The sequence below is a fragment of the Acetobacter sp. DsW_54 genome, from assembly GCF_002153575.1.
GTDB classification, from domain to species: Bacteria; Pseudomonadota; Alphaproteobacteria; order Acetobacterales; family Acetobacteraceae; genus Acetobacter; species Acetobacter fabarum.
Genome location: NZ_JOPD01000001.1, coordinates 52,150 through 76,184, shown reverse-complemented (window position 1 = coordinate 76,184; position 24,035 = coordinate 52,150). Strand labels below are relative to the sequence as shown.

Annotated in this window: 21 protein-coding genes; 9 read left to right on the top strand and 12 right to left on the bottom strand. The window is 54.5% G+C overall.

Annotated elements, in window-relative coordinates; all coding sequences use genetic code 11:
* Positions 1-145 precede the first annotated feature (145 nt).
* Entirely contained in the window at positions 146-1,537 is a 1,392-nt protein-coding gene (locus HK20_RS00350) for an NAD-dependent succinate-semialdehyde dehydrogenase (RefSeq protein ID WP_086645121.1), read from the bottom strand.
* A 396-nt stretch (positions 1,538-1,933) separates the two neighbouring features.
* Positions 1,934-2,527: a TetR/AcrR family transcriptional regulator gene (locus HK20_RS00345; protein WP_086645120.1), complete on the bottom strand. Its 594-nt coding sequence runs from the start codon at positions 2,525-2,527 to the stop codon at positions 1,934-1,936.
* Between the two features lie 205 nt (positions 2,528-2,732).
* On the opposite strand from HK20_RS00345, the gene HK20_RS00340 reads away from it, so the two are divergent.
* Positions 2,733-3,932: an MFS transporter gene (locus HK20_RS00340; protein WP_086645159.1), complete on the top strand. Its 1,200-nt coding sequence runs from the start codon at positions 2,733-2,735 to the stop codon at positions 3,930-3,932.
* Between the two features lie 73 nt (positions 3,933-4,005).
* Here HK20_RS00340 and HK20_RS00335 read toward each other — a convergent pair whose 3' ends face one another.
* A complete protein-coding gene (locus HK20_RS00335; RefSeq protein WP_086645119.1) occupies positions 4,006-4,212 on the bottom strand; it encodes a cold-shock protein in 207 nt (68 codons plus the stop codon).
* A gap of 657 nt (positions 4,213-4,869) precedes the next feature.
* Here HK20_RS00335 and HK20_RS00330 point away from each other — a divergent pair.
* A complete protein-coding gene (locus tag HK20_RS00330; protein WP_143296431.1) occupies positions 4,870-5,352 on the top strand; it encodes a hypothetical protein in 483 nt (160 codons plus the stop codon).
* Positions 5,353-5,371: 19 nt separating this feature from the next.
* Here the strand turns inward: HK20_RS00330 and HK20_RS00325 are convergent, their stop codons facing one another.
* From HK20_RS00325 to HK20_RS00310, 4 genes are all read right to left on the bottom strand, one after another.
* The gene (locus HK20_RS00325; protein ID WP_233129013.1) at positions 5,372-6,313 is read right to left on the bottom strand and encodes a DMT family transporter; all 942 of its coding nucleotides are present in this window, start codon (positions 6,311-6,313) and stop codon (positions 5,372-5,374) included.
* Positions 6,314-6,512: 199 nt separating this feature from the next.
* Positions 6,513-9,314 (bottom strand): diguanylate cyclase domain-containing protein, encoded by a 2,802-nt coding sequence (locus HK20_RS00320; RefSeq protein ID WP_158093020.1) that lies wholly within the window; start codon positions 9,312-9,314, stop codon positions 6,513-6,515.
* Positions 9,315-9,546: 232 nt separating this feature from the next.
* Complete coding sequence (gene tmpT, locus HK20_RS00315; RefSeq protein ID WP_086645116.1) at positions 9,547-10,218, bottom strand: thiopurine S-methyltransferase; 672 nt, start codon at positions 10,216-10,218, stop codon at positions 9,547-9,549.
* A 34-nt stretch (positions 10,219-10,252) separates the two neighbouring features.
* On the bottom strand, positions 10,253-10,579 hold the full coding sequence (locus HK20_RS00310; protein WP_086645115.1) for a YnfA family protein: 327 nt from the start codon (positions 10,577-10,579) through the stop codon (positions 10,253-10,255).
* Positions 10,580-11,320: 741 nt separating this feature from the next.
* On the opposite strand from HK20_RS00310, the gene HK20_RS00300 reads away from it, so the two are divergent.
* From HK20_RS00300 to HK20_RS00280, 5 genes are all read left to right on the top strand, one after another.
* Positions 11,321-13,525, top strand: a complete 2,205-nt coding sequence (locus HK20_RS00300) for an EAL domain-containing protein (protein WP_086645113.1) — start codon at positions 11,321-11,323, stop codon at positions 13,523-13,525.
* A 125-nt stretch (positions 13,526-13,650) separates the two neighbouring features.
* Complete coding sequence (locus HK20_RS00295; RefSeq protein WP_086645112.1) at positions 13,651-14,568, top strand: NrtR DNA-binding winged helix domain-containing protein; 918 nt, start codon at positions 13,651-13,653, stop codon at positions 14,566-14,568.
* 86 nt (positions 14,569-14,654) lie between these two features.
* Positions 14,655-15,635 (top strand): quinolinate synthase NadA, encoded by a 981-nt coding sequence (nadA, locus tag HK20_RS00290; RefSeq protein ID WP_086645111.1) that lies wholly within the window; start codon positions 14,655-14,657, stop codon positions 15,633-15,635.
* Positions 15,636-15,656: 21 nt separating this feature from the next.
* Complete coding sequence (gene nadC / locus HK20_RS00285; RefSeq protein ID WP_086645110.1) at positions 15,657-16,520, top strand: carboxylating nicotinate-nucleotide diphosphorylase; 864 nt, start codon at positions 15,657-15,659, stop codon at positions 16,518-16,520.
* 188 nt (positions 16,521-16,708) lie between these two features.
* Positions 16,709-17,326 carry a GcrA family cell cycle regulator gene (locus tag HK20_RS00280; protein WP_086645109.1) on the top strand — a complete coding sequence of 206 codons (618 nt, stop codon included), beginning with the start codon at positions 16,709-16,711 and terminating at the stop codon, positions 17,324-17,326.
* Between the two features lie 67 nt (positions 17,327-17,393).
* Here the strand turns inward: HK20_RS00280 and HK20_RS00275 are convergent, their stop codons facing one another.
* Positions 17,394-18,083, bottom strand: a complete 690-nt coding sequence (locus HK20_RS00275; protein ID WP_194301366.1) for a polymer-forming cytoskeletal protein — start codon at positions 18,081-18,083, stop codon at positions 17,394-17,396.
* Positions 18,084-18,298: 215 nt separating this feature from the next.
* On the opposite strand from HK20_RS00275, the gene HK20_RS00270 reads away from it, so the two are divergent.
* On the top strand, positions 18,299-19,297 hold the full coding sequence (locus tag HK20_RS00270) for an adenosine kinase (protein WP_086645107.1): 999 nt from the start codon (positions 18,299-18,301) through the stop codon (positions 19,295-19,297).
* A gap of 35 nt (positions 19,298-19,332) precedes the next feature.
* Here HK20_RS00270 and rnd read toward each other — a convergent pair whose 3' ends face one another.
* A complete protein-coding gene (rnd, locus tag HK20_RS00265) occupies positions 19,333-20,535 on the bottom strand; it encodes a ribonuclease D (protein WP_086645106.1) in 1,203 nt (400 codons plus the stop codon).
* Positions 20,536-20,657: 122 nt separating this feature from the next.
* On the opposite strand from rnd, the gene queF reads away from it, so the two are divergent.
* A complete protein-coding gene (gene queF, locus HK20_RS00260; protein WP_086645105.1) occupies positions 20,658-21,128 on the top strand; it encodes a preQ(1) synthase in 471 nt (156 codons plus the stop codon).
* A 63-nt stretch (positions 21,129-21,191) separates the two neighbouring features.
* On the opposite strand, the gene atpC is transcribed toward queF, so the two are convergent.
* From atpC to HK20_RS00245, 3 genes are read right to left on the bottom strand one after another with little or no spacing between them, the layout of a single operon-like run.
* The gene (gene atpC / locus HK20_RS00255) at positions 21,192-21,599 is read right to left on the bottom strand and encodes an ATP synthase F1 subunit epsilon (RefSeq protein ID WP_086645104.1); all 408 of its coding nucleotides are present in this window, start codon (positions 21,597-21,599) and stop codon (positions 21,192-21,194) included.
* Between the two features lie 28 nt (positions 21,600-21,627).
* A complete protein-coding gene (gene atpD / locus HK20_RS00250; RefSeq protein WP_086645103.1) occupies positions 21,628-23,100 on the bottom strand; it encodes a F0F1 ATP synthase subunit beta in 1,473 nt (490 codons plus the stop codon).
* Between the two features lie 31 nt (positions 23,101-23,131).
* Positions 23,132-24,019, bottom strand: coding sequence for a F0F1 ATP synthase subunit gamma (locus HK20_RS00245; RefSeq protein WP_086645102.1), 888 nt, complete (start codon positions 24,017-24,019; stop codon positions 23,132-23,134).
* Between the last annotated feature and the right edge of the window lie 16 nt (positions 24,020-24,035).

Genomic DNA, 24,035 nt, shown 5'->3' with positions numbered 1-24,035 from the left:
GCCAAAAGGGTTTCCCGCATGGGAAACACAGAAGAATTATTTTAGTCCGGGAGTTTCAGTCTGATACTTTTATAAAAAAGTATCTTATTCAGTCAGTATATTTTGCAAAACCCGGTGGAATATCACTTCCACCGGGCTGTGTTCGTCAGAACGGTGCGTCAATATCAACAGTGTTGATCAGTTTGTGGTTAACAAACTCCTTGATCCCCAGACCGATCAGCTCGCGGCCATAACCGGAACGGGCAATACCCCCGAACGGAAGATCGGCCTTTGGTGCCAGCGGATGGTTGATAAACACCATGCCTGTGCGGATCCGGGCGGCAACACGCGCACCACGTGCCTCATCCCGCGTAAAGACAGACCCACCCAGACCATAGGGCGAATCATTGGCAATACGCACGGCGTCATCTTCATCTTTCGCACGGTAAAGCTGTGTTACCGGGCCGAAAAACTCCCAATGGCGGGCTTCGTTATTCTCATCCAGACCGGTCATGAGCAGCGGCTGGAAGAACGCGCCCTTACCCGGCACGGGAGCACCAATAACTTCTACCTTTGCGCCATGGCTCATGGCCCGCGTTACCTGATCGTGCAGGTCATCCTTGGCACCCTGGGAAGAAAGCGGAGCCAGTGTGGTGGCTGGGTCCATAGGGTCACCCGCTTTAAGCTCGGCAACACCTTTTTTGTACAGCTCCAGAAAACGATCATACACGGCATCAGCCACAATCAGACGCTTGGCAGATACACACACCTGCCCTGCATTCCAATGGCGGCCCAGCACGGCCCATTTGGCAGCCTTTTCCACATCGGCATCATCCAGAACAATAAAGGCGTCTGCGCCACCCAGTTCCATGGTTGCCTTTTTAAGGGCTTTGCCCGCCGTGCCTGCGATAATAACGCCAGCACCTTCGGACCCGGTCAGGGCCACGCCGCAAACGCGGGGGTCATTCAGGATCATGGCTGTATGCGGGCGCGCAGCATACAGGTTGCGGAACAGGCCTTTGGGCAGACCGGCTTCTTCCATCAGGCTCTGGCAGGCTGCTGCACACTGCGGCAGGTTGGAAGCATGCTTGAGCAGCACGGCATTACCAGCAGAAAGCTGGGGCGCAATAATGCGCACAACCTGATAGAAGGGGAAATTCCAAGGTTCGATTGCCAGCACAATACCCAGCGGTTCATGCACCAAAGTGGCCTTGCCTTCCGAAGGGTCGGCAACCGGCAGGGATTCAGGCTGGAGCAGTTTTTCGGCAAATTTTGCGTAATATTCAAAAATTTCGGCTGAAAGAATCACTTCTTTTTTGGATTCTTCAAACAGCTTGCCCATTTCCAGCGTGCCAAGCAGGGCATATTTATCCACATCCCGGCGCAAAATGGCGGCGGCGGCCGTCATGACCCGTGCACGTTCTGCAAAGGATGTTTCGCGCCAGCTTTCATAAGCTGCGTGAGCCTGTGCCAGTGCGGTCTGCACTTCCGCATCCGTTGCATCGGGGAATGTGGCTAGAACTTCGCCCGTATAGGGGTTTGTTGACGCGTAGGCCATTTTTTCCTCACAAGTATTAAAAGTCGCCAAGGCAGAAGTGTGCACAATCTACCCCGCACCCAATGCGCGACCGCGCACAACATCGGGGCGATTAAAAATAGACCAGTCTATTTAATTGTTGGCACACGAGAAGCAGCCGGATGCTGCCCGCTCTTGCGCCCACAACCTGGAACAACAGTGCACGACCATAACTCCACACAAACAGCACCCCGCCAAAACCGTGGCTTGCTGGTTTGTGCTACTCATGTTGTCTATATATGTATGGATATAGATGCGGTCAACGACGAAAATAGACCGATCGGCTCATATCCGCCCTGCACGTTACGCACATGCTTGTAACAAAAGCATTTTAAAAAAGACCAAACCGGGTCGGTTTGAGCTACACGCTCCGCCGGATCAGGGCAGAAGGAGCCGCTGGGACGCCTGCCATGTTTTTTCAAACGGCTGGGAGCGGTGCGTAATCTTGACCATTAAGGTCGCGCCAAGCCAGAGCTGGTATAAAGCTCCCGCCAGTGCCTGAGCCTCCATACCGCGCTGGACCGAGCCTTCCTTTTGCCCTTCCGCAATGGTGCGGGCAATGCGGTCTATGGCTTTGGCTGTGCCGGTATCCAGAATTCTCCGCATGCGTTCGGACAAGTCAGATACTTCTGCTGCCAGCTTAACAATCAGGCATTTATCGCCTGTTTTCCCATCCACATGCGTTTCCTGCCAGAAGCGGAAATATGCAAACAGCTGGTCCGCTGCATTACCAACATCGGGTGAGAACAGAGTGTCCATTTTTTGCAGATAATCATCCATGTAAATCCGCAAAAGTTCTTCGCCAAAAGCCTCCTTCGAATCAAAATAATGGTAAAATGATCCTTTGGGGATACTTGCAACTTCCAGTATCTGGGAAATGCCTACAGCAGAAAACCCACGCTCCCCAACAATAGACCGTGCGGCTTCTACAATACGCCTTCTGGCTGCATTATGCTTTTCTACAACACTCATGCGTATTTAATAGAGTATCTACAGTGCTCAGTCAATACAACCAGACCGATCGGTCTATAAAATTCCCCTTTTACTCTGCCGAATTCTTTGCGCCATGCGGGCACCAAAGGGGCCTCTCCGGCTCCATGCCCCACATACTCATCACATTGCTGCTCATGCGCTTAACCTGCTGTGCAAAGCGTTCAAAATCTGTTCCAATTACGGCATGGCCACCGCACAAACATCAGACGCATCTCCGATCAGGAAGGTTCTTTCCGTCGTTCTGTTCAATCTGCTTGTCTATATTGTCATAGGCATGCCCAATGCGGTCCTGACAATTTTTGTGCATACAACGCTGGGCTACAGCACAACGCTGGCCGGGCTAACCTTTGCCCTACAATATCTGGCCACCTTTGCGGCCCGCTCCTCCGCCGGACGGCTGGTGGACAGAATAGGCCCCAAACCCGTGGTTATTGGCGGGTTGCTGACTTGCGTCTGTTCCGGCCTGCTCTTGGGGGGGGCGGGGCTGCTGCCATATGCCCCCTCTGCTTCCCTTGCCATTATATTGCTCAGCCGCCTTTTTCTGGGCTGGGCAGAAAGCTGGACAGCAACGGGTGTTATCATATGGAACATCCACCGCGTGGGGGCCGAGAACACAGCACTGGCCATATCGTGGAACGGAATATGCTCTTACGGGGGCATTGCTCTGGGGGCACCGGTTGGTGCGGCACTTGCACTCCTGCCTGCACCGTATGGGGGGCTGGTTTCGGTTGGTGCCCTTTCTGCCGCATTACCACTATTCGGGCTTGCCCTTATTGGCTTTTACCACGGAGCCCAACCTCACCCATCAACTGAAACGCCTATTGCTTTCAGCAAGGCATTGCATCTGGTTCTGTGGCACGGCTCGGCCCTTGCCGCAGGCTCTATCGGGTTTGCTGCCATCTCGTCTTTTCTGGCACTGTATTATGCAGCCCATCATTGGACTGGCGCGGCTACGGCACTTGCTGTTTTTGGCATCGTGTTTGTGTGTATCCGGTTTTTCTTTGCATCCCAGATCAAACGACGCGGAGGCGTGTTTGTCGCCATTGTTTCCTTACTGGTCGAAGCGATTGGACTGGTTGTTATTGGGGTTTTTCCGTCCCATACCAGTGCATTGCTGGGGGCAGCCCTAACAGGGGCAGGCTTTTCGCTCCTGTTCCCGGCATTAGGGGTTCTGGCGGTTAACAAGGCAGGCCCTCATAACCGTGGTGCCGCACTCAGCGCTTATTCCATCTTTCTGGACCTGGCCATTGCGTGTTCAGGCTTTACACTCGGGCCTATCATTGAACTTGCAGGCTACCCCGCCATGTTCCTGGCCAGTGCCACCTGCTGCCTAGTCGGGGCCATGATCAGCCACCTGTTAACACGTGCGCCAGACCACACCTGACCGGGCTTAACCCCAGACATAAAAAAAGCCGCCCCGAAAGGCGGCTTCAGACAGCATTTCTGCTGGTCTGGTCTTAAACTGCCTTGAGATTGACAGCAGACTTTTTGCCGTTACGGCCAGCTTCGATTTCGTAAGAAATCTGCTGCCCTTCGCTGAGCGAAGCCATACCTGCACGTTCGAGAGCAGTAATGTGAACGAACACGTCCTGCGCACCATCCTCAGGCTGGATAAAACCGAAACCCTTGGTCGAATTAAACCATTTTACGGTGCCTGTTGCCATAACTAGGCTCCTTTTTAACGTCGTGGTCGCGCACAGAACACGTGCGCAATCGTAACTTCTAACAGGACAAGGCTGGCACAACGCGCACCAACTCGCCTTATAAGAGCATCCACTCTATATTTTTCCCATACATCCAATACAAAGGCAAGTTATTATTTTTATAATGGACATAATTTTATTTTATGAGATCAAGAAATTTACGCATGATATTGAATTTGTTACACCTTATTAATTTACATATCATTCCGATTTATTTTTACACATCTCTTTTTTTATAATCTTTTAAAGACTGTTCCTTTCCATAGCCCACTCCCCAACATTGCCCCTGCATGCTGGATGGAAACCACAGTTCGCGTTATGGAGCACTCTTTGGTCCATACAAAAACACCAAGGCCTGTCTGCATGCCCCACTCCCCCGCCCCACAAAACCAGACAACGGGTTCTGATGGTGTTGTCTGGAAAGATTTTCCTCAGGCGGCCCTTCTTAACCTTGTAACAACAGAAATCGTGCGCAATTTTGCACGCCCGTTACAAGATGATAATCGGCGCGTACATGCCCCTACGCTATTTGCGGCTTTAGGGAGTGTTTGTGGGTTTGCCACCCAAACCAGCCTGCTTGCGCTCATACACTCTGGGCAACGACCGGAGCAGGATATAATGGCACATACACTGGCTGGGGGGCGGACCTTTCTGTTTGGTGAGCAGCTCAACCAACTGCTGATGCAAGGGGACGCCAGTGTGCATAACCCCGGCCTGTGGCCCTGCCTGAGTGGGCCAGCACTCCAGAACGGCTGCTCCGCACAGGACTTACCGGACCTGAACGCCCAGTTTGCAAGCGTTGCCAGCCGTCTGGGCACCGCAGAAGAAGGCATGCCTGATGTTGAAGCCCACTTCCGCCCCCTGATTGCTACAGAAAACCTGCGCGAGGCCATGTGGGCATACGTGGAACCTATTTTTCAGCAGGATTACCCCGATCAACCCGGACCATATGGCCCGCTCCCCAAGCCGTTCTGGGGCTCCGCCATGACCGTTGCCACAGGCATGCTGTTCAACACCATGTTCAAGGTCATGGACACACGCATTGCCATGACCATTATCCTGCAATCCGCCATTTTTGGTTCAAAAATTATAGAAGCCTGAAGCAGCGGCCCCAACCCGGTCAACTCACGAGTTGACCGGCCTTATCTGCCTTACGGGCTTTACGGCGGGCAAGGCGTTCCTTCATGGCCATCCGCTCATAGCGGATTCTCTGACGCACCCAGTTCAGAATACCGGAAGACATCAGCACAATAATACCCACGAATGTCCAGCCATCCAGCGGCTGGCGGAATACGAGGTAGCTCAAAGCCACCCCCCACACCATCTGGCTGTACTGCGGCAGCGCAACACGGTTGGCAGGTGCTCTGGCTGTTGCCATCATCATCATCAACTGCCCCAAAGCCGCAAGAAAGCCGTAACCAAACAGATAGACCCATGCTGTCATTGTGGCAGGCCATTGTGCATGCAGCCCCATAAGCAGCCCATTGCCAACCAGAGGACCAATCAGGCTTGAACCAAACAGGGACAGGCGCGTGGGCTCCTTATCCGCCAGACGATAGGCAATAACACTGCCAGCGTTGGCAAAAGCTGCGATCAGCGCGCACAGATGCCCCCATTGCAGCGCCCGAAGCCCGGGGCGTAGAACAATAAGAACCCCGACAAACCCCAGTACAACCGCCAGCCATGCCCAGAATGACACTTTTTCCTTGAGCAGCAGCACGGACAGGATTGTCACAAACAGCGGCATAAGAAACATGAGCGAAAGGGCTTCGGGCATAGGGAGCAGCATAAACGCTTCCACACTGGCAGCCGTAGCAGCAAACACACACCCTGCACGCAGCAACCACATGCCCCATTTTTGCGGCCTGACGATATCCAGATAGGATTCACCGGACCTGCGGATAAAGGGCAGAATAAGAAAACCAAAAACCCCGCCAGAAAAAGCCACTTCAAATGGATCAAGCTGGCCAGCCAGCAATTTGGAAAATGCATCACTCACTGCAAAAGACGCATAAGCGCCAAAGGCCAGAGCCATGCCGGAAAAAAGAGTCTTTGTGTCCATTGAAGCCGCTATATCTGTGAGAAAAGTCCTGTATTCAGGACAATATTTGGTAGCAATAAGGGCCAGCTAGCACAAAGTAAAACGGTAATTTTTGCGCTGTATTTCTGGCATCAGGTTTTTCAATCAATCCCATGTTGGGCATAAGGCAAACTCAGGCCAACAGAAAACACCTCTATTGCACCATGCGGAGCCTGCTACCTCAGAGCAAAGGAGCATCCGATGCGTCACCCGCAAGATCCTTCACCAAGAACCACCATTTTTCACGCGTTTTTTTATTCTGTTTTGCGTGATACATGGCCTTATCGGCCCGTTTGAGCAAACTTTCGGCATTTTCACCATCCTGCGGGTACAATGCCACCCCCAGTGTCATACCAACAGTTGCGGTGTCCTCCACTGTAACCGGAAAAGGCTTTTCAACTGCTGTATGCAGCGCGGCCAGCACCACTTCCACCTGCTCAACCGCCTGCGTAGGTGTCAGTCCTTCAAACACCACAACAAACTCATCCCCACCCAACCGGGCAACAAAATCTGTCTGGCGTATCCGGGCTTGCAGGTTTTGCCCCAGTTGCTGCAAGAGCCTGTCCCCAGCTTCGTGCCCGTATGTATCATTCACCTGTTTAAAGCCATCCAGATCAATCATGCCAATGGCAACACTGGTCGTCTGGCGCTGCGCACGGGCAAGTGCTTGCGGCAGATACTCCGTAAGCGCCAGACGGTTGGGCAGGCCGGTCAGCATATCATGGCGGGCGCGGGCAGCTTCCTGCTCCTGCAAACATTCAATGCGCTGCTTCACATCGAGCTTGTCCAGCGCATGGCCCAACAGGCTGGCAACCCGTTTGCACAATGCAATGCTTGGCGCATCAAACACCTGCGCCTGAGGGGAAACAAAGGTCATGATCGCCCACATCTGGCCATCACGCCAAATGGGTGCGCACAGCACCGCACGCCAGTTATTGGTGCGTATAAACTCAAAGCAGGGACTATTGGCCTGCTCTGCAAGTTCATCGTTACTATAAGCAAGATCCCTGTCGCGCCATGCACGCATAATCACCAGCGGCTGGGACAGGGAGCAGGATTGATCCAGACAGTTGTTGATCTGCTCTATCCCTTCGGTACCCTCCCCGGCATGGGATAAAACCTCCAGCTGCCCCTCGTCGCTTACTCGACCAATCCAGACCGCATGGAACAGCGTATCCCGCACCAGATCCAGACAGGCCCGACGACACATCTCGCGTTCATCCGTGGCCAGCAACACGGCATCTGCCGCGTTCACCAGTGCATGGTACAAACGTCGCGCAACATCCCTGCTGGTCACATCCTCAAGCGTCCAGACAGAAATATCATTTTGCAGATCAGACAATTTTACGCCTGAGCAATCAGCAATCAGAATCTGCCCATCGGAGCGGGCAAGGCGCACGCCAGTTATCCGCACTGTACGCTTTTGCGCAAGCTGCTCATAAAACTCGGCAATACGCTCGAACTCAGCCTGATCTGCGTAGAGAATTTCGGTTGATTGACCAACAAGAGCATCAGGCTCAAGACCAAACATATGCGTGGCATATGAGTTGGTCATCTGAACAACCCTGTTTTTTACAAGAAGAATCCCAACAAGGGAATTATCCAGCAAAGCGGTTTTCAACTGCTGGCTGTAAATCCTATCCAGACCCATGGAAATATTAATGCAGACTTCCTTGAGCAGGATCTGGAGCTGATCATCAAAAATATCTGCTTTTTCATGATAAACACTAAAAACAGCCCAGACCTTGCCATCCCTGTAAATCGGCAGAGCCGTATTGGAACGCAACCCTAGCTTGAGCGCGCGTTCTTTCCATGGCGCAAGGGCGGCGTTACTTGAGAAAGACGCATTAAAAATAGGTAGCCCCGTGCGCCAGACCTGACCAATAGTACCCCGCCCTTCCGGCAGGTCCCCCCGCGCGGAAATGGCAATATTATTCAGATATGCCCGCGCACCGCTTATTGCGAGCATCTGAAACCACTGCGCTTCATCCGGTCGGGCAATAAGGGCAATTCTAAAATGAGTATAGCGTATGGCCATATCGCAGATTTCCTGCAAAAGCCCCGCTTCATCATTTGCCTGACTGGCACACTGGCTGGCCTGCGCCATAAACATGTTAAAATCGGTCAGCCTGCGCAAATGCGCCATCTGCTCACGATCACGCCGACGGATTAAAAACTCCCCGACGAGCAATAACAGGACAAGCAACAATGCCTCCGCACTCCAGCGCGCGGGAGCCTGCTGGCTGTATGCGTGCCACACGCGCGAGGAAGATACCAGCGTCTGCACAACAAACGGGTAACCCGGCACAGGGGCTAGCGCGACCATTTCCGGCTTTACAGACAACAAAGGGTGAACCTGCACCTGCATATGCAGCAAATGGGTCAGGGACTGCCCGCTCCGGGTATCAATAACCGTAAAATCCCAGTTCCGGTAATCCGGTGGCAGTTCCTGCTCATCCAGAAACCTGCTGAGCCGGTAAGGAGACCCTAAAAAATAGCCTGCTTTCCCACCGTCTTTTTCGCGCACCCGCATTGGCAGCACGACTGTTCCCAGACTTTCCGAATAATGCACAGGCCCCAGAAGGTGATGTGGCATTTTGGGAACGGGCAAAAAATCCCGTAATGGTTCATCCAGCGCCTTTTTCTGCTCCGAGCTGGACCATTGTATGCTCTCACCATCAGCCCCCAGAACGCTAAAAGTCGAGTAAGTCGGGCGCGAAAGCAGATAGTGCCGAAGCGACAGTTCAACCTGGGGAGAAAGAGGAGTGCCAAGCTTGTCATCCGCACCGCGCAGCGCGGCCAGCGCCATATCCAGCTCTGTAAAGCGGGTGTCCAGCCGCTCCATAATCAGGTTGGCATAAGCCTGACTATCCCGGCGGGCAGCCTCGTTAATTCTGGAAATGGCATGCTGGTATTCATCAAACTCAACGGCTGTACCGCAGATTGCCACAACCAGAACCGGCAGTCCGTAGCTCACCATCATTTTTGCCGGCTTTTTTATGGCTCTGAAAACCTGAGAAGCCACGACAAAGAAGGATGGGAATGGACTCACGCGCATGACCATATGCTGGATTTTATAACAAGCTCACAGGCAATATATACGACGCTATGCCCGAGACTCTATGTTTTTTAAGTAATGGATACAAATATTTTACAGATTTTTTGCAAAAATCAGCACGCGGCCCAAATTCATAAAAAGTCAAACCAAATATGGATTAAATTTTCTGGTCACTCGCAGGCGCTGCATCACGCCCTTGCAAAATCCAGACATGCTCAAACCCCGGTTCTTTTCCCTTTATGCCTCTGGGCACAGGCAGGCGCTCAATACTCGCGATATTATAAGCCTGCCCGTAATACCGCTCCACATCATGCGCCATAACGGCATAGGGCGGACCAGACAGGCGGGACTGATCATATTCAACACAAATCAAAAACTGTTCTGATTTACGGGAAATTTCTATAACATGCTGCGCATAACGCACGCGTATATCCTCAGGTAACGCCACCAGAGCAGCCCTATCGTAAACCGCATCAACCGGACCGAGTATGGCATGCGTCAGCACAAAAATATCTGCCACAAAAATTTTTATATCAGGACCTTCAAACACCATGATTTCTGGAGACAGAGAAAACACAGCGGGTTGAATGCCCAATTCAGCAAAAAGCTGTTCAACCGCCAGGCGGCTCAGTTCCACACCGACAACTTTGTACCCCTGCTCTAGGAGCCAGTGAATATCTAGCGTCTTCCCACATAATGGCACAAAAACCCGGTCCCCCGGAGCCAAACCGAGCCTGGAAAAATACTGCACCAAAGCATGATGCGGGCAAGGAGTATGAAACCCGATTTCGTTTTGACGCCATTTTGCAAGCCAGAACTCTGCGTTCATGAATACACATGCCTCCGCCAAAACAAATAATCGCTCACCGCGCGTGGGGTGCCAATAAAATAACAACCGTACCCAGCAGGCATAAACCCACGCCCAGAAAATCCCACGGGTCTGGTCGCGCTCCTTCTGCCAGCCACATCCAGAAAACCGCCACCAGAATGTAAATACCTCCGTAGGCTGCGTAAGCACGCCCCGCCACGGATGTATCAATCAGGGTTAAAAGATACGCGAACAGAAGCAGGCAACAACACCCCGGCACAAGCCAGAGGGGCGTTTTTCCCAAACGCAGCCACCCCCAGAAGGCAAAACACCCGCCGATTTCAGCTATTGCAGCAGCCAGAAAAATTAAGCCTGTCTTCATGCTCTCTTGTCGCAACCATCTATCTGATCCTTCACCGCTCCTTATTAAAGAGGACCGGATACAGGGTCGTGCCTGCATATCACGCTTCAGAGCAAAAACCTGACATTAAAATTAAGCCATTTAAACCAGTCAGGCATCGTATGAAGCAATGCTTTACCTTGTTTGTTTTTCTCCACAATCCACTAGCAAAACCCTGCTTTTCCGCCCCGGAGCAAGAGCGGGAAATTATCCTTTAAATAACTGTAAAATTAGATTTTTTTTACCTATTTTTAAAAAATATATGGACGCTCCACTGTTGTAACGCCAATGTGACAATGGTGGTATGAGAATCACGATAAGCTTCATGGTGGGGTTTTGCTGCGAAGCAATTCCCCCAGATCTTAAAACATTTTTGACGCCTTGCGATAACAATAAAAACATTACGTGTGTCATCACAAGGGAATATATACGACATGAGTTTGGTTATTTTTGACAAATTTATTGAATATAATGCACAAACACTAGAACTATATTTTATTTTTTCTGTTCTATTTTATGTAACATACCATTTTCTGAAAAATAATTTTCCAATTCCTCAGACTTTCAACAAAATTTATTTGACTTTGCAACCACCCATATATTCAATTTTCAAAAGACCTCACACACCAAACCATGCCTTGCGCAATGCGGTTCTTCCATCTGGCATGAATGTCATGAGGCAGATGTCCCTCTGGTTTAGCCTTCTGCTTAAAGATTGAGTCCATGCCAGAACTTGCAAACCCGCTCACGCTCTCAGGCTATACCAACACGTTTTACGCAGCCATTCTTGAACAGGCGACTGATGGCGTCATCATCATTGATGACCAGAACAGGATTGTTTTTTTTAATGCTGCGGCAGAGCATTTGTGGGGGTGTTCGGCATCTGCGGTTCTGGGGAATAATGTTGACCTACTGATCCCCCTGGGGCACCGCCAGCACCATAATGACTATATTGAACACCATCGCAAGACGGGGATTCACCGCCTTGTCAACACCTCGCGCGAAGTTACGTTTGTTCGCAGCAATGGGGATTATGTTGCCGCAGAACTCTCGTTATCTACTGCTCTGATCGGGAAAGATAACAAACGCTATTACATGGCCTTTATTAAAGGTGTGACCGAAGAAGTCCACCGCCGTAAGCTACTGGAACTGCAAAGCGAGGTTTTTGCCGCACTCGCAGACTACACAACCATACACGATGTTGCAGATATGCTGTGCAGCAAGGTGGAAGAACTTGTTCCCAACAGCATAGCCACACTCCTGCACATTACCCCACAGGGGGGGCTTTCCATTCTTTCGGGGAAAAGCCTGCCCAGCAGTAAGATCAACAAGCTGGACAATCTGGTTTTAAGCGCTTCGGATATCCAGACCCTGCGCACAAACCCACACCATGCCTGTGCCCTGATCTGGACCCCAAAACAGGGTCAGAGCCAGCTCAACGACCTGCATGACTGCTGGGCATCGGCCATCTGCAACGGTGCGGGAGAACTGATCGGTATTTTTGCACTTTTCTCACGCAACAAGGAAAAAATCACTGACTGGCCGCAAAAAATTGTCACAGGGTGCATTCCGTCCTGCGCATCTATTATAGAACATGAAAAAACACTCTATAAAATCAATAATTTTAATAACATTGATTCCCTAACGGGGCTTCTGAACAGAACAGCCCTGTCCACCCGCCTGAGGCAGATGCTGGCGCAGACCGGGCAGGCACCCTTTGCCATTCTGATGCTTGACGTTGACCTTTTGCAGGATGTCAACAATGTCATGGGGTACAATAGTGGGGACATCCTGCTCCAGACCATTGCCCGACGCATTGCCGCTTTTTGCCGCGGGCAAAATCTGGTTGCCCGTTTGGGAGGGGATGATTTTGTGGTTGTCATGCCTGATGCAGACCGCAACAAAGCCTGCAAACTGGCCCATGACCTGAACTGCATATCCCGCGAACCCATAGAGGTTAAAGGCCGTGATCTGGTTGCCTCCCTGAGCATAGGGATCAGCCTTTACCCCGATGATGGCACGGAAATAGAGGAAATACTGGGCGCTTCCGAAATTGCCATGCGGCAGACCAAAAAACAGGCCCGTGGCGGGTTCCGTTTTTTTGGCAAAGGCGGCAACAGCAATATGCGCGAACGCCTGATTATTGGCTCTGCCCTGCGCGAAGCATTGCAAAAAATGCAGCTTCATCTGGTCTATCAGCCCCAGATTTGCGCATTAACGGGCACCCTGTGCGGCGTTGAAGCGCTCAGCCGCTGGCAGCACCCCACACTTGGCTTTATTCCACCCTCTACCTTTATTCCCATTGCAGAGGAAACCGGGCAGATCGAAGCCATAGGTTTATGGTCGCTGGATAAATCCTGCCAGCAGGTCATAGAATGGGAGCAGAACAATGTTTACGTTCCCATTGTCAGCGTAAACATGTCTGCCGTTCATTTTTGCAGCATGGACCTGCCAGACCAGATCCTATCCGTATTGCAGAAGTACAATCTGGCCCCGCATCGCCTGACCATAGAAATTACCGAAAGTGTGGCCATGCGGCAGGACCCCGAAACAGCCGCCAACCTGACTGCCATCCGCAATATTGGTGTTGGCCTGTCCATGGATGATTTTGGTACGGGCTTTTCGTCTCTGTCACGGCTTGCACAACTCCCTCTGACAGAGATCAAAATCGACCGCAGTTTTATTGAGAATTTTGAAAACAACATCAGTTCTCTTGTTGTAGCAGAAGCTGCAATCAACATTGGCAAACGCCTTGGTATCAAGGTCGTTACAGAAGGTGTTGAGCACGAAGCGCAGGAAACCAAGTTGCAACAACTGGGTTGCGATATTCTGCAGGGTTATTTTTACAGCAAACCCCTCCCCGCAAAGGACATGCCCCTCTGGCTGGACACATTTCCCGCCAGACGGGCCATCTCCCCCTTGGCCTGAGCGTGCCTGTTCTTTTATAACTCTTTTACCACGCAGGCATGGCGCGCTTCTTCTCACGCACGGCGCCATGCGCACTCATTTTATGACACTTGCCAGACACCACACGTTCAGACACTTTGCCAGCCATGATCAGTCCTTTGGCCACCCCCATACCCCAAAACGCACAGCCAGTATTGTGTGAGACCGAACTGGTGGCTGTTCTGGTCAGTATCAGCAACAATACGCCACACATTCTAACGCTGGAGCATGGCCGCTCCTTTCCGTCCGGCCCGCTTATGGTGGAGCATCGCTCCTTGCAAAAAGGGATGCGTAACTGGGTGGAACACCAGACCGGCCTAAAGCTTGGTCATACAGAACAGCTTTATACCTTTGCCGACCCCCTGCATGGGCAGGGCCACCAGATGGTGCAGATTTCCTACATGGCGTTCATCCGCCAGAACTGCGACCACAGTCTGGCCGAGCGTTCCATTTATGACTACTTCCCATGGGAAGACCGGCGGGATGCAACAACCTGCCCATTGCTGCATACCATTGCCACACGCCTCAAACAGTGGGCGGCCGATAACACACAGCACTGGCAAAGATGCACCACTGTTTTTGGCCTTGAGGACCACGCCTGGAACGATGAACTCAGCCTCCAGCGTTATGAACTGCTCTGGGAGGCCGGGCTTGTGCCCGAATCCTCGTGGCAGAATGGCGCGCACCTCCCGGGCCTGAGCATGCACCGCGACTACCGGCGCATTCTGGCCACGGCACTTTCACGCATGCGGGCAAAAATACGCTACACACCGGCAGTGTTCGACCTACTGCCCCGGCAGTTCACCCTGTTGCAACTTCAACAGGCCATGGAGGCTCTGGCAGGGCGCGCCATGCACAAACAGAACTTCCGGCGGCTTGTGCAGCAGCAAAAACTGGTCAGCCGCACCGCGGAATACGATTCCCCCCCACAGGGCCGGCCAGCACAACTGTATCAATTCGCACCCGAAACAGCCGAACACTGCTATCTGGCGGGGGCCAAACTTCCTTTACCTGCCATCTCCTGAAAAAGTGTTTGGTTCGACCCTTGCAATTCCTGAATGCTATATATACTCAATAAGAGCATATATAGCACGGGAAACGGAACACAACCATGTCTGCCTCTCTCATGCCCAGCAGGGATGAATTATACCACCCTGTTGCCCACATTATGCTGCGGGACCAATGGGAAGCCAATTACGCGGCGGATATTGAAGCCATCCTGCGCTTGAAGCAGGAAAAAAACGCCGTCATTCTGGCCCATAATTACCAAACACCGGAGATCTTCCATTGTGTGGCAGATATTCGGGGCGACAGTCTGGCTCTGGCACGTGCGGCACAAACGGTGGATGCCTCTACCATGGTGATGGCGGGCGTGCATTTTATGGCCGAAACCGCAAAACTGCTGAACCCGGAAAAAACTGTTCTTATCCCGGATGCCACGGCAGGGTGTTCTCTGGCCGAAGGCATTACCGCAGACAACGTGCGAACGCTCAAAAAGCGCTACCCCGGTGTGCCCGTTGTAACCTACGTTAACAGCACAGCCGATGTAAAAGCGGAAAGCGATGTCTGCTGCACATCGGGCAATGCACGCCGCATTGTGGAAAGTCTCGGTGTTCCCCGCGTGATTATGATCCCCGACGAGTTTCTGGCCCGCAACATCGAAGCCGAAACCGGCATAGAAATGCTGACATGGCCAGCCCACTGCGAAGTGCATGAACGCTTTACCCCGCAGGAAATCCGCCAGTACCGGCGCCTGCACCCCGATGTGAGTGTCATTGCGCACCCCGAATGCCCACCCGACGTGGTTGCAGAGGCCGACCATGCAGGCTCCACTGCACAGATGATCAGCTTTATTGACCAGACCAAACCGCAAAAGGTCCTGCTGGTTACAGAGTGTTCCATGAGCGACAACCTTGCGGCACTCTACCCGCAAACGCAGTTTGTGCGCCCGTGCAACCTGTGCCCGCACATGAAGCGGATTACCCTGTCCAACATCCGTCAGGCGCTGGAAACCATGCAGACGGAAGTGACCATCCCTGAACAACTGCAACACCCCGCCCGTATGGCGGTGGAGCGGATGCTGGCAATTTAAGCCCCCAGACCGGAGCCTGACATGACCACAAACCTGCATCTTCCCACCCTTTTATGGGAACCCATTGTGCGCACCGCACTTATGGAAGATCTGGGAATTGGGGGGGATGTCACCACACAGGCGCTGGCCCAGCCGGGGCAGCAACTGCATGCCATCTTCCGCAGCCGCCAGAATGGTGTTCTGTGCGGGCTGGAAGGAGCCCGACAGGCTTTTGCCATACTGGACCCCAGCGTGCGCTTCAGCCAGATCAAGCAAGATGGCAACCAGATTGCACAAGGGGACGTTCTGGCCACCGTGGAAGGCAACGCCACCACCCTGCTGGCTGGGGAGCGCACGGCATTGAACCTGCTGTCACACCTGAGCGGCATCGCCACACATACGCGCCATATTGTGCAAGCCGTGGCTGGCACCAAAGCCCGTGTGGCCTGCACCCGTAAAACCCTGCCGGGGTTAAGAAGCCTGCAAAAATACGCGGTGCGCGCCGGGGGCGGGAGCAGCCACAGGCTCCGACTGGACGATGCCATTCTGATCAAGGACAACCATATTGCCCTGTGCGGTGGCAACATACAAAAAGCCCTGCTTTCTGCCCGTACATACGCAGGACACCTGATGAAGGTGGAACTGGAAGTCGATACCCTCGAACAGCTTGAGGAAGCCCTGTCCGGACCGGGGGCGGATGTCTATCTGCTGGATAACATGTCCGTACCCCAGCTTGAACAGGCCGTGCGCATGATTAACGGGCGCGCACTGGCCGAGGCCTCTGGCGGCATCACGCTCAAAACAGCCTCCGCCATTGCCCAGACCGGAGTGGATGTGCTCTCGCTCGGCTGGCTGACCCATAGCGTGCAGGCACTCGATATTGGTCTGGATATTGTGCAGAGCTAGGCACCGGCCCCTACCCTTCCGCCCCCCATAAACCCGGTAAAACCACTTTTTGCAGGCATGAACACACCACAGGGCACCCAGACTGCGGGCTTTCCGCTTGAGATACGAGTGCCATCCTCCTAATATGCAAAATGTAGAAGCACTGGTATTTTGCCAGCCCGCCATGCAATGCTCAAAGGTGCCTGTTAATGGAGTGGTCCGAAGAAATAATCGCCCAGCTTAAGGACCTCTGGGCGGAAGGTCTTTCAACGGCGGAAATCGGCAGGCGTCTTTCCATTACCAAGAACGCAGTGGTCGGCAAGGCGCACAGGCTGGGCCTGCCGCCGCGGCCCTCCCCCATCCGGCGGAACGGCAGCAAACCCAAGGCAGCGGCCGACAAAGCCGAGCAGCCCACGCTTATTCCCCCCACACCGGAGGCCCCCGTTAGCCGCGTGGCTGCTCCGGCTCCGTCCGTGGCACCTGCTACACAGCCGGTTGCTGCAACCGCGCCTACACCTGTTGCAGCCCCCTCCCCAGCACCTGCTACGGCGACTGAGGCGGGTACGGTGGATGATAAAACTGCCAGAAAAGAAAAAGCGGCACCCGTTACGCGCACCAGCGCCAAACCCAAAACACTGCTGCGCAGCATCTCGGACCCGGAACCACAAAAGCGCCGCGGCCCATCCTGCTGCTGGCCTATTGGCGACCCTGGCACACCGGGTTTTCATTTTTGTGGTGCAACGCCCATTCCGGGTAAACCCTATTGCGAGGAACACGCCCAGATCGCCTATGTGCGTCTGCGTGACCGCCGCGACAGTGTAGCCTGATCAGCCACACCCAAGCATGATGCCTGATGGTGGCACTACCACCACCATCAGGCTAACAGGCAGATAATCAGCCTTCAATCGCCTTAACCGGCTCAGCCGCGCTATCAGCCGTTTTGGTTGTGGCACTGCCTTCGGCCAGCATTTCCAGCTGCCCTGTAATCTGGCCACCATCTTCCACTTTCAGGCGATGGCAGGCAGCCTTACCCAGCAGGCGGCCGCTACCACGCACGGTCAACCCGCCACGTGCGGTCAGGGAGCCATCCACCGTACCGGCGATTTCCGCATTTTCCACTTCCACACCACCACGGAACAGGCCACCTGGCATAACAACCAGTTCCTTGGCCGTGATCATGCTGGATTCAACCGTCCCTTCAACCACCAGACGCTCTGCATCCTGCACCGTGCCCTGCACGCTAATGCCGCGCCCGACAACCAGAGTACGCTGCTCCGGGCCATCCTTTTTCGGCTGGATCTGCGTGGGCAGGCCACGGGCGGCAGCAGCTCCGGGCATAGGCGGAATGCCAGCACCTGCGGGAAGAGAAGAACCAGACGGAAAAGGTGCACGACCCATAGGTGAAGTTTCCTTTGAATTATCAGAATGCGATACGGGAGCCCCAGCCGCAGAACTACCCTGAGCCGCCGCATTGGACGGAAGAACAGTGCCAGATGCCCCTGCCGGACGCGCAGAACCCTGCTGCACGGTAGAGGGTGCCTGTGTGTTTGGCTGACTATCTTCAGGCTTACGTCTTTTGAACAAGAAAATCCCCCGCCTTTCTGGCCGCCTGTATTCAGGCAGCAGTCCACGTTAACAAGCCGCTCCAACACCGGCCCGGCTTCCTTCAGAACATTTTCATGCACGGAGCCGTCCGGTAAGCAGCGCATGTTGCTTAAGCCTTACTGTTGCCCTTTTTGTGGCAGCGCGCTAGCCAAACAACCGCACAGATCATTTTTTCAGGAAAAAATTTTATCGCCATGACCGGTCAGGACACACAATACGACATTCTCGGTATTGGGAATGCCATTACCGATATTCTCGCCCGCACGGATGCCGCCTTCCTGCAAAGCCAGGGGCTCACGCCCGGCAGCATGACGCTGATCGACGTGGACCGGGCCAACGCACTGGAAGCCGCTCTGGCTCCCGAGCAGGTCATGGGTGGTGGTTCCGCAGCCAATACCTGCGTTGTTGCCGCACAGTTTGGCGCGCGCGTTGCCTACCTTGGCAAGGTCTCGCGCGATGATGCCGGGCTAAAGTTCACGCAGGACCTGCGCGATAACGGAGTGCAGTTTCCGTCCGCTCCGCTGAATACGCAGGTATTTGACAACCTGCCCACAGCCCGTTGCGTGGTCATGGTCACACCCGACGGACAGCGTACCATGGCAACCTATCTGGGTGCCTGCACCTGCTTTACCCCCGAAGACGTACTGCCGGACATGATTGCCGCATCCAGCATTATCTATCTGGAAGGGTATCTGTTCGATCCCCCGCATGCGCAGGAGGCATTCCGCCGGGCCGCAGCTCTAGCCCACAAGAACGGCCGCCAGGTTGCTCTTTCCCTCTCCGACCCGTTCTGCGTTGGTCGCCACCGTGCTGCGTTCCTTGATCTGGTCAAGAACCACGTCGATATCCTGTTCGCCAATGAAGACGAAATCTGTGCATTGTACGAAACAGAAAACTTTGACACAGCTGCCCGCCACACCGCGCAGGACACAACCTTTGCAGCCCTGACGCGCTCAGGCCTTGGCAGCGTGATTGTGCATGATGGCCAGCTGACCACCGTAGCCCCGGTTCCAACACAGGTTGTGGATACAACAGGTGCGGGCGATGCCTATGCCGCAGGCTTTCTGGCAGGGCTGACATCCGGCCGCAGCCTGCCTGAATGTGGGCGTCTTGCCTCTGTTGCTGCGTCGGAAATCATCTCGCACTACGGTGCGCGTCCGCTTTCCAACCTGTGGGAAGAAATGGGCTTTTAAAGCAGGCTCCCGTCCGGCGGGCGCGCGTCACTCCGTCAGGAGGCCGCGTTTTCGCCGGGCACGCTGATCACCCGCCCACCCTTGACCTGAAGCGCCACGCGCCCTTCACACAAAGCCTGCGCCACATCCCCAAAAACTCTGCCCCGCCAGCCCGACAGCAAGGTGGGAGCCTGTGCCGGGTCCAGCGCCAGAGCCTCCAGCTCATCCATGGAAGCAACCAAGCGTGGCGCCACATCGTGCTCCTCGCAACAGGCGGTCAGCAGCACCTTGAGCAGAGCAACCAGAGATGCAGGCGCTCTTGCGTTATCCTTACCCTTGCCCCGTGCAGGACGCGGCAGTTCCGACTCCGGCAAAGCCTGTGCCTGCTTGACCGCTTCCAGCAGCGCCATGCCGGTGCGGCCTTCGGCCAGCCCGCGGGATACACCACGCACACGGGCAAGCGCATCCACCGTACCCGGTGTTGTGGCTGCTATTTCCAGCAGGCTTTCATCCTTGAGCAAACGCTGGCGCGGCACATTCACGCGCTGGGCCTCACGCTCGCGCAGGGCGGCAACTGCACGCAGCACACCCAGCATACGGCGGTTGCCTGTGCGGGCCTTAAGCCGCTCCCACTGTTTTTCCGGATCAGGGCGGAAGGTTGCCGGGTCTTCCAGCTCTGCCATTTCCGCAGCTACCCAGCTCAACCGCTTGTCCTGCTCCAGCTTGCGCACCAGTTTTTCGTAAACCAGCCGCAGCCATGTCACATCGCCCGCAGCATAATTCAGCTGGGCTTCGGAGAGCGGACGGGCTGACCAGTCCGTAAAGCGGTGGCTTTTATCAATCATATGGCCAGTCAGGGAGCCAACAAGACTGTCATACCCAACCTGATCCCCAAAGCCCGCCACCATGCCAGCAACCTGCGTATCAAACACAGGTGTCGGCAGGGCATCGAACTCATGCAGAAAAATTTCCAGATCCTGCCGCGCCGCATGAAACACTTTCAGCACCGAGGCATCGGCCATCAGTTCTGCCAGAGGGGTCAGGTCAATCCCTTCCGCCTGTGCGTCAATCAGCACAACAGCATGTGCGCTACCCACCTGCACCAGACACAACTCCGGCCAGTACGTGCGCTCACGCATGAACTCCGTATCAACCGTTACAAAACGTTCGGCATGAAACGGTTTAAGAGCTTCCGCCAAGTCCTGGGTAGAGGACACAAGCTGGGGCTGGGGAAAGACGGGAGTGGGTAATTTGGCCATGTTTCTTCCATACACCAGCCAACCAGAAAGAGACAGCCAGAACCCATATACCCCATACGAAACTTGACGAACGCGCCGACAAGCCGGACACCCAAGAAAACCATAGCTGCATGGAGAAAACGATGAACACGGCAGATGATGGACGCCACGCGCTTACCCAGCTTGGCCGCCAGATTGCCCCCCCCAACAGCCCGGAAGAGGCCGTGCTGGAGCGTGTGCCAGCCCCCAACCCGGACAAACGCTATATGGTACGCTTTACCGCGCCGGAATTTACGTCCCTGTGCCCTATTACCGGCCAGCCGGATTTTGCCCATATTGTGCTAGATTATGTACCGGACCAGTGGATTGTGGAGAGCAAATCCCTCAAGCTGTTCCTCACCAGTTTTCGCAATCATGGCGCGTTTCACGAAGCCTGCTCCGTGCAGATCGCAAGCACTCTGGTTGACCTGCTCAACCCGGTCTGGCTGCGCATTGGTGCCTACTGGTACCCGCGCGGTGGTATTCCCATTGATGTTTTCTGGCAGACAGGGGATGCCCCCGCTGGGGTATGGATTCCCGCGCAGGATGTCCCGTCCTACAGAGGGCGCGGCTGAATCCGGACACAAAAAAAGCCACCTGAACGGTGGCTTTTTTTAAAATCTGGCTGAACACAAATTTTAGCTGGCGCTGCCTGCTTCAATTTCTGCCCGTACTGCCTGAATCTGATCCTGCAACACAACAAGGCGGGACGTATCCGTCTTGTCTGCCTTGTCCCATGCTTCAGACAGGGCCTCCAGCTGAGCTGTGGCCATATCAATGGAAATGTCGCTTACAGGCACAGCCTTGTCGGCCAGCACCGTGCATCGTGCGGGGGTAATGTCGGCAAAACCTCCCCCCACAAAATAGCGATCGGTCACCTTGTCCCCTTCGTAAAGGGCAACAACGCCACCACGCAGAAGAAGCATCATGGGCGAATGTTCCGGCATGGCGGCAATATCACCCTCCATGCCCGGAAGAACGGCCATATCTACCTCACGCGACACCAGAACCTTTTCAGGGCTGATTATCTCAATCTGGATTGGCATGAATGGTGCTCCCTCCAGAAGCCGGCTGTTAGGCCGACTCCCTCAGTTTTTCTGCCTTGGCAACAGCTTCTTCGATCGTCCCGACCATGTAGAAAGCCGCTTCTGGCAGATCGTCATATTCACCAGCACAGATCGCCTTGAAGGAACGAACCGTATCGGTCACGGATACCAGCTTGCCGGGGGCACCGGTAAACACTTCCGCCACATGGAACGGCTGGGACAGGAAGCGCTGGATACGGCGAGCGCGGGCCACAACCAGCTTATCGTCTTCAGACAGTTCATCCATACCCAGAATAGCAATGATATCCTGCAAGGATTTGTAGGTCTGGAGAATACGCTGCACTTCGCCAGCCACTGCGTAATGTTCTTCACCCACAATCTGCGGGTCCAGAGCGCGGGACGTGGAGTCCAGCGGATCCACAGCCGGGTAAATCCCCATTTCCGCGATGGAACGGTTCAGAACGGTGGTGGCATCCAAGTGGGCAAAGGTTGCTGCCGGAGCCGGGTCGGTCAAGTCATCGGCAGGGACATATACGGCCTGAACGGACGTAATGGAGCCTTTTTTGGTGGACGTAATACGTTCCTGCAGAGCGCCCATTTCCGTTGCCAGTGTCGGCTGGTAGCCCACGGCAGAAGGAATGCGGCCCAGCAGTGCGGACACTTCCGAACCAGCCTGCGTAAAGCGGAAGATGTTGTCCACAAAGAACAGCACGTCCTGGTTTTCTTCATCACGGAAGTATTCCGCCATGGTCAGACCAGTCAGGGCCACGCGGGCACGGGCACCCGGCGGTTCGTTCATCTGACCGAATACCAGCGCAACTTTGGAGCCTTCGGTCGAACCGTTTTCACCCAGCTTGATTACGCCTGCGTCCTGCATTTCAAAATACAGGTCGTTCCCTTCACGGGTACGTTCACCAACACCGGCAAATACGGACACACCACCGTGCGCCTTGGCGATGTTGTTGATCAGTTCCTGAATAATAACGGTCTTGCCAACACCTGCGCCGCCGAACAGGCCGATCTTGCCACCCTTGAGGTACGGGCAGAGCAGGTCAACAACCTTGATGCCGGTCATCAGGATTTCGGATGCAGCAGCCTGCTCGTCAAAAGCAGGGGCATCGCGGTGGATGGGGGCGCGACGTGCGGTCTGGACAGGACCCTGTTCGTCAATCGGTTCACCGATCACGTTGAGGATACGGCCAAGGGTTTCCGGACCGACAGGCACGGAAATCTGTGCACCGGTGTCAACCACTTCCGTACCACGGACCAGACCATCGGTCGTGTCCATGGCGATGCAGCGCACTTCGTGTTCGCCGATTTCCTGGGCCACTTCGAGCACCAGAACCTGATCGCCCAGCTTGACATGCAGCGCGTTCAGAATTTTGGGCAGTTCACCTTCGAACTGCACGTCAACAACCGGCCCTTTAATGGTGGTAATGCGGCCAACAGCATTGGTCTTCGTGGCCGCAGGGGCCTGGGTCTGGGTTGTGGTATCCGACATGGGTCAGCTCCTGCGGGGCATACGATCGGGCTCAGACAGCCTGTGCGCCCGAAATGATTTCGATCAGTTCGTTAGTAATATTGGTCTGGCGGGTCCGGTTATAGACCTGCGTCAGACTATCGATGGTGCGGCCTGCATTGCGCGTCGCGTTATCCATGGCCGTCATACGGGCACCGTTTTCGCCCGCAACCGTTTCCAGCAGCGAAGCATAAATCTGGACCTGCAGATTACGCGGCAGCAGCATGGCCAGCAGCGTTGCTTCATCAGGTTCAAACTCATACTGGGCCACATCGTTGGAGGCTTCGAGCGTACCAGATGCCTCTTCCACGACCATGGGAACCAGTTGCTGGCATGTCGGCACCTGTGTCATCGCATTGCGAAACTTGTTGAACACAAGTGTGCAGACATCAATCTCGCCTGCTTCAAGCAGGGCATTGATCTTGTCACCCAAGTCACTGGCGACGGAAAAGGGAATTTCCTTCGCACTTGTCCCGATCACATGATCAACAATCAGGTCCGCATGGTCACGCGTGAAAAAGTTCAGCGCGCGACGACCAACCGGAAGCAGGCGCACCGTCTTGCCTTCAGACTGAAGGCGACGGATGGTCTGCACCGTAAGGCGATGTACGTTGGAGTTAAAGCCACCGCACAGGCCACGGTCACTGGTCATGGGCACAAGGAGATGCACCTTGTCCTGCCCGGTACCGGCCAGAAGAAGAGGCGCTCCGTCCTCCCCCTTGGTTGCACCGGCCAACTCACCCAGCATACGGCGCATGGCTGCCGCATAAGGACGAGCAGCTTCTGCGCTGGCTTGCGCCCGCCGCAGCTTGGCCGCTGCCACCATTTTCATGGCGCTCGTGATCTTCCGTGTCGATTTGATACTTCCGATCCGGGCGCGTAGTTCCTTAAGGGAAGCCATGAGTGCTTCTGCTCCC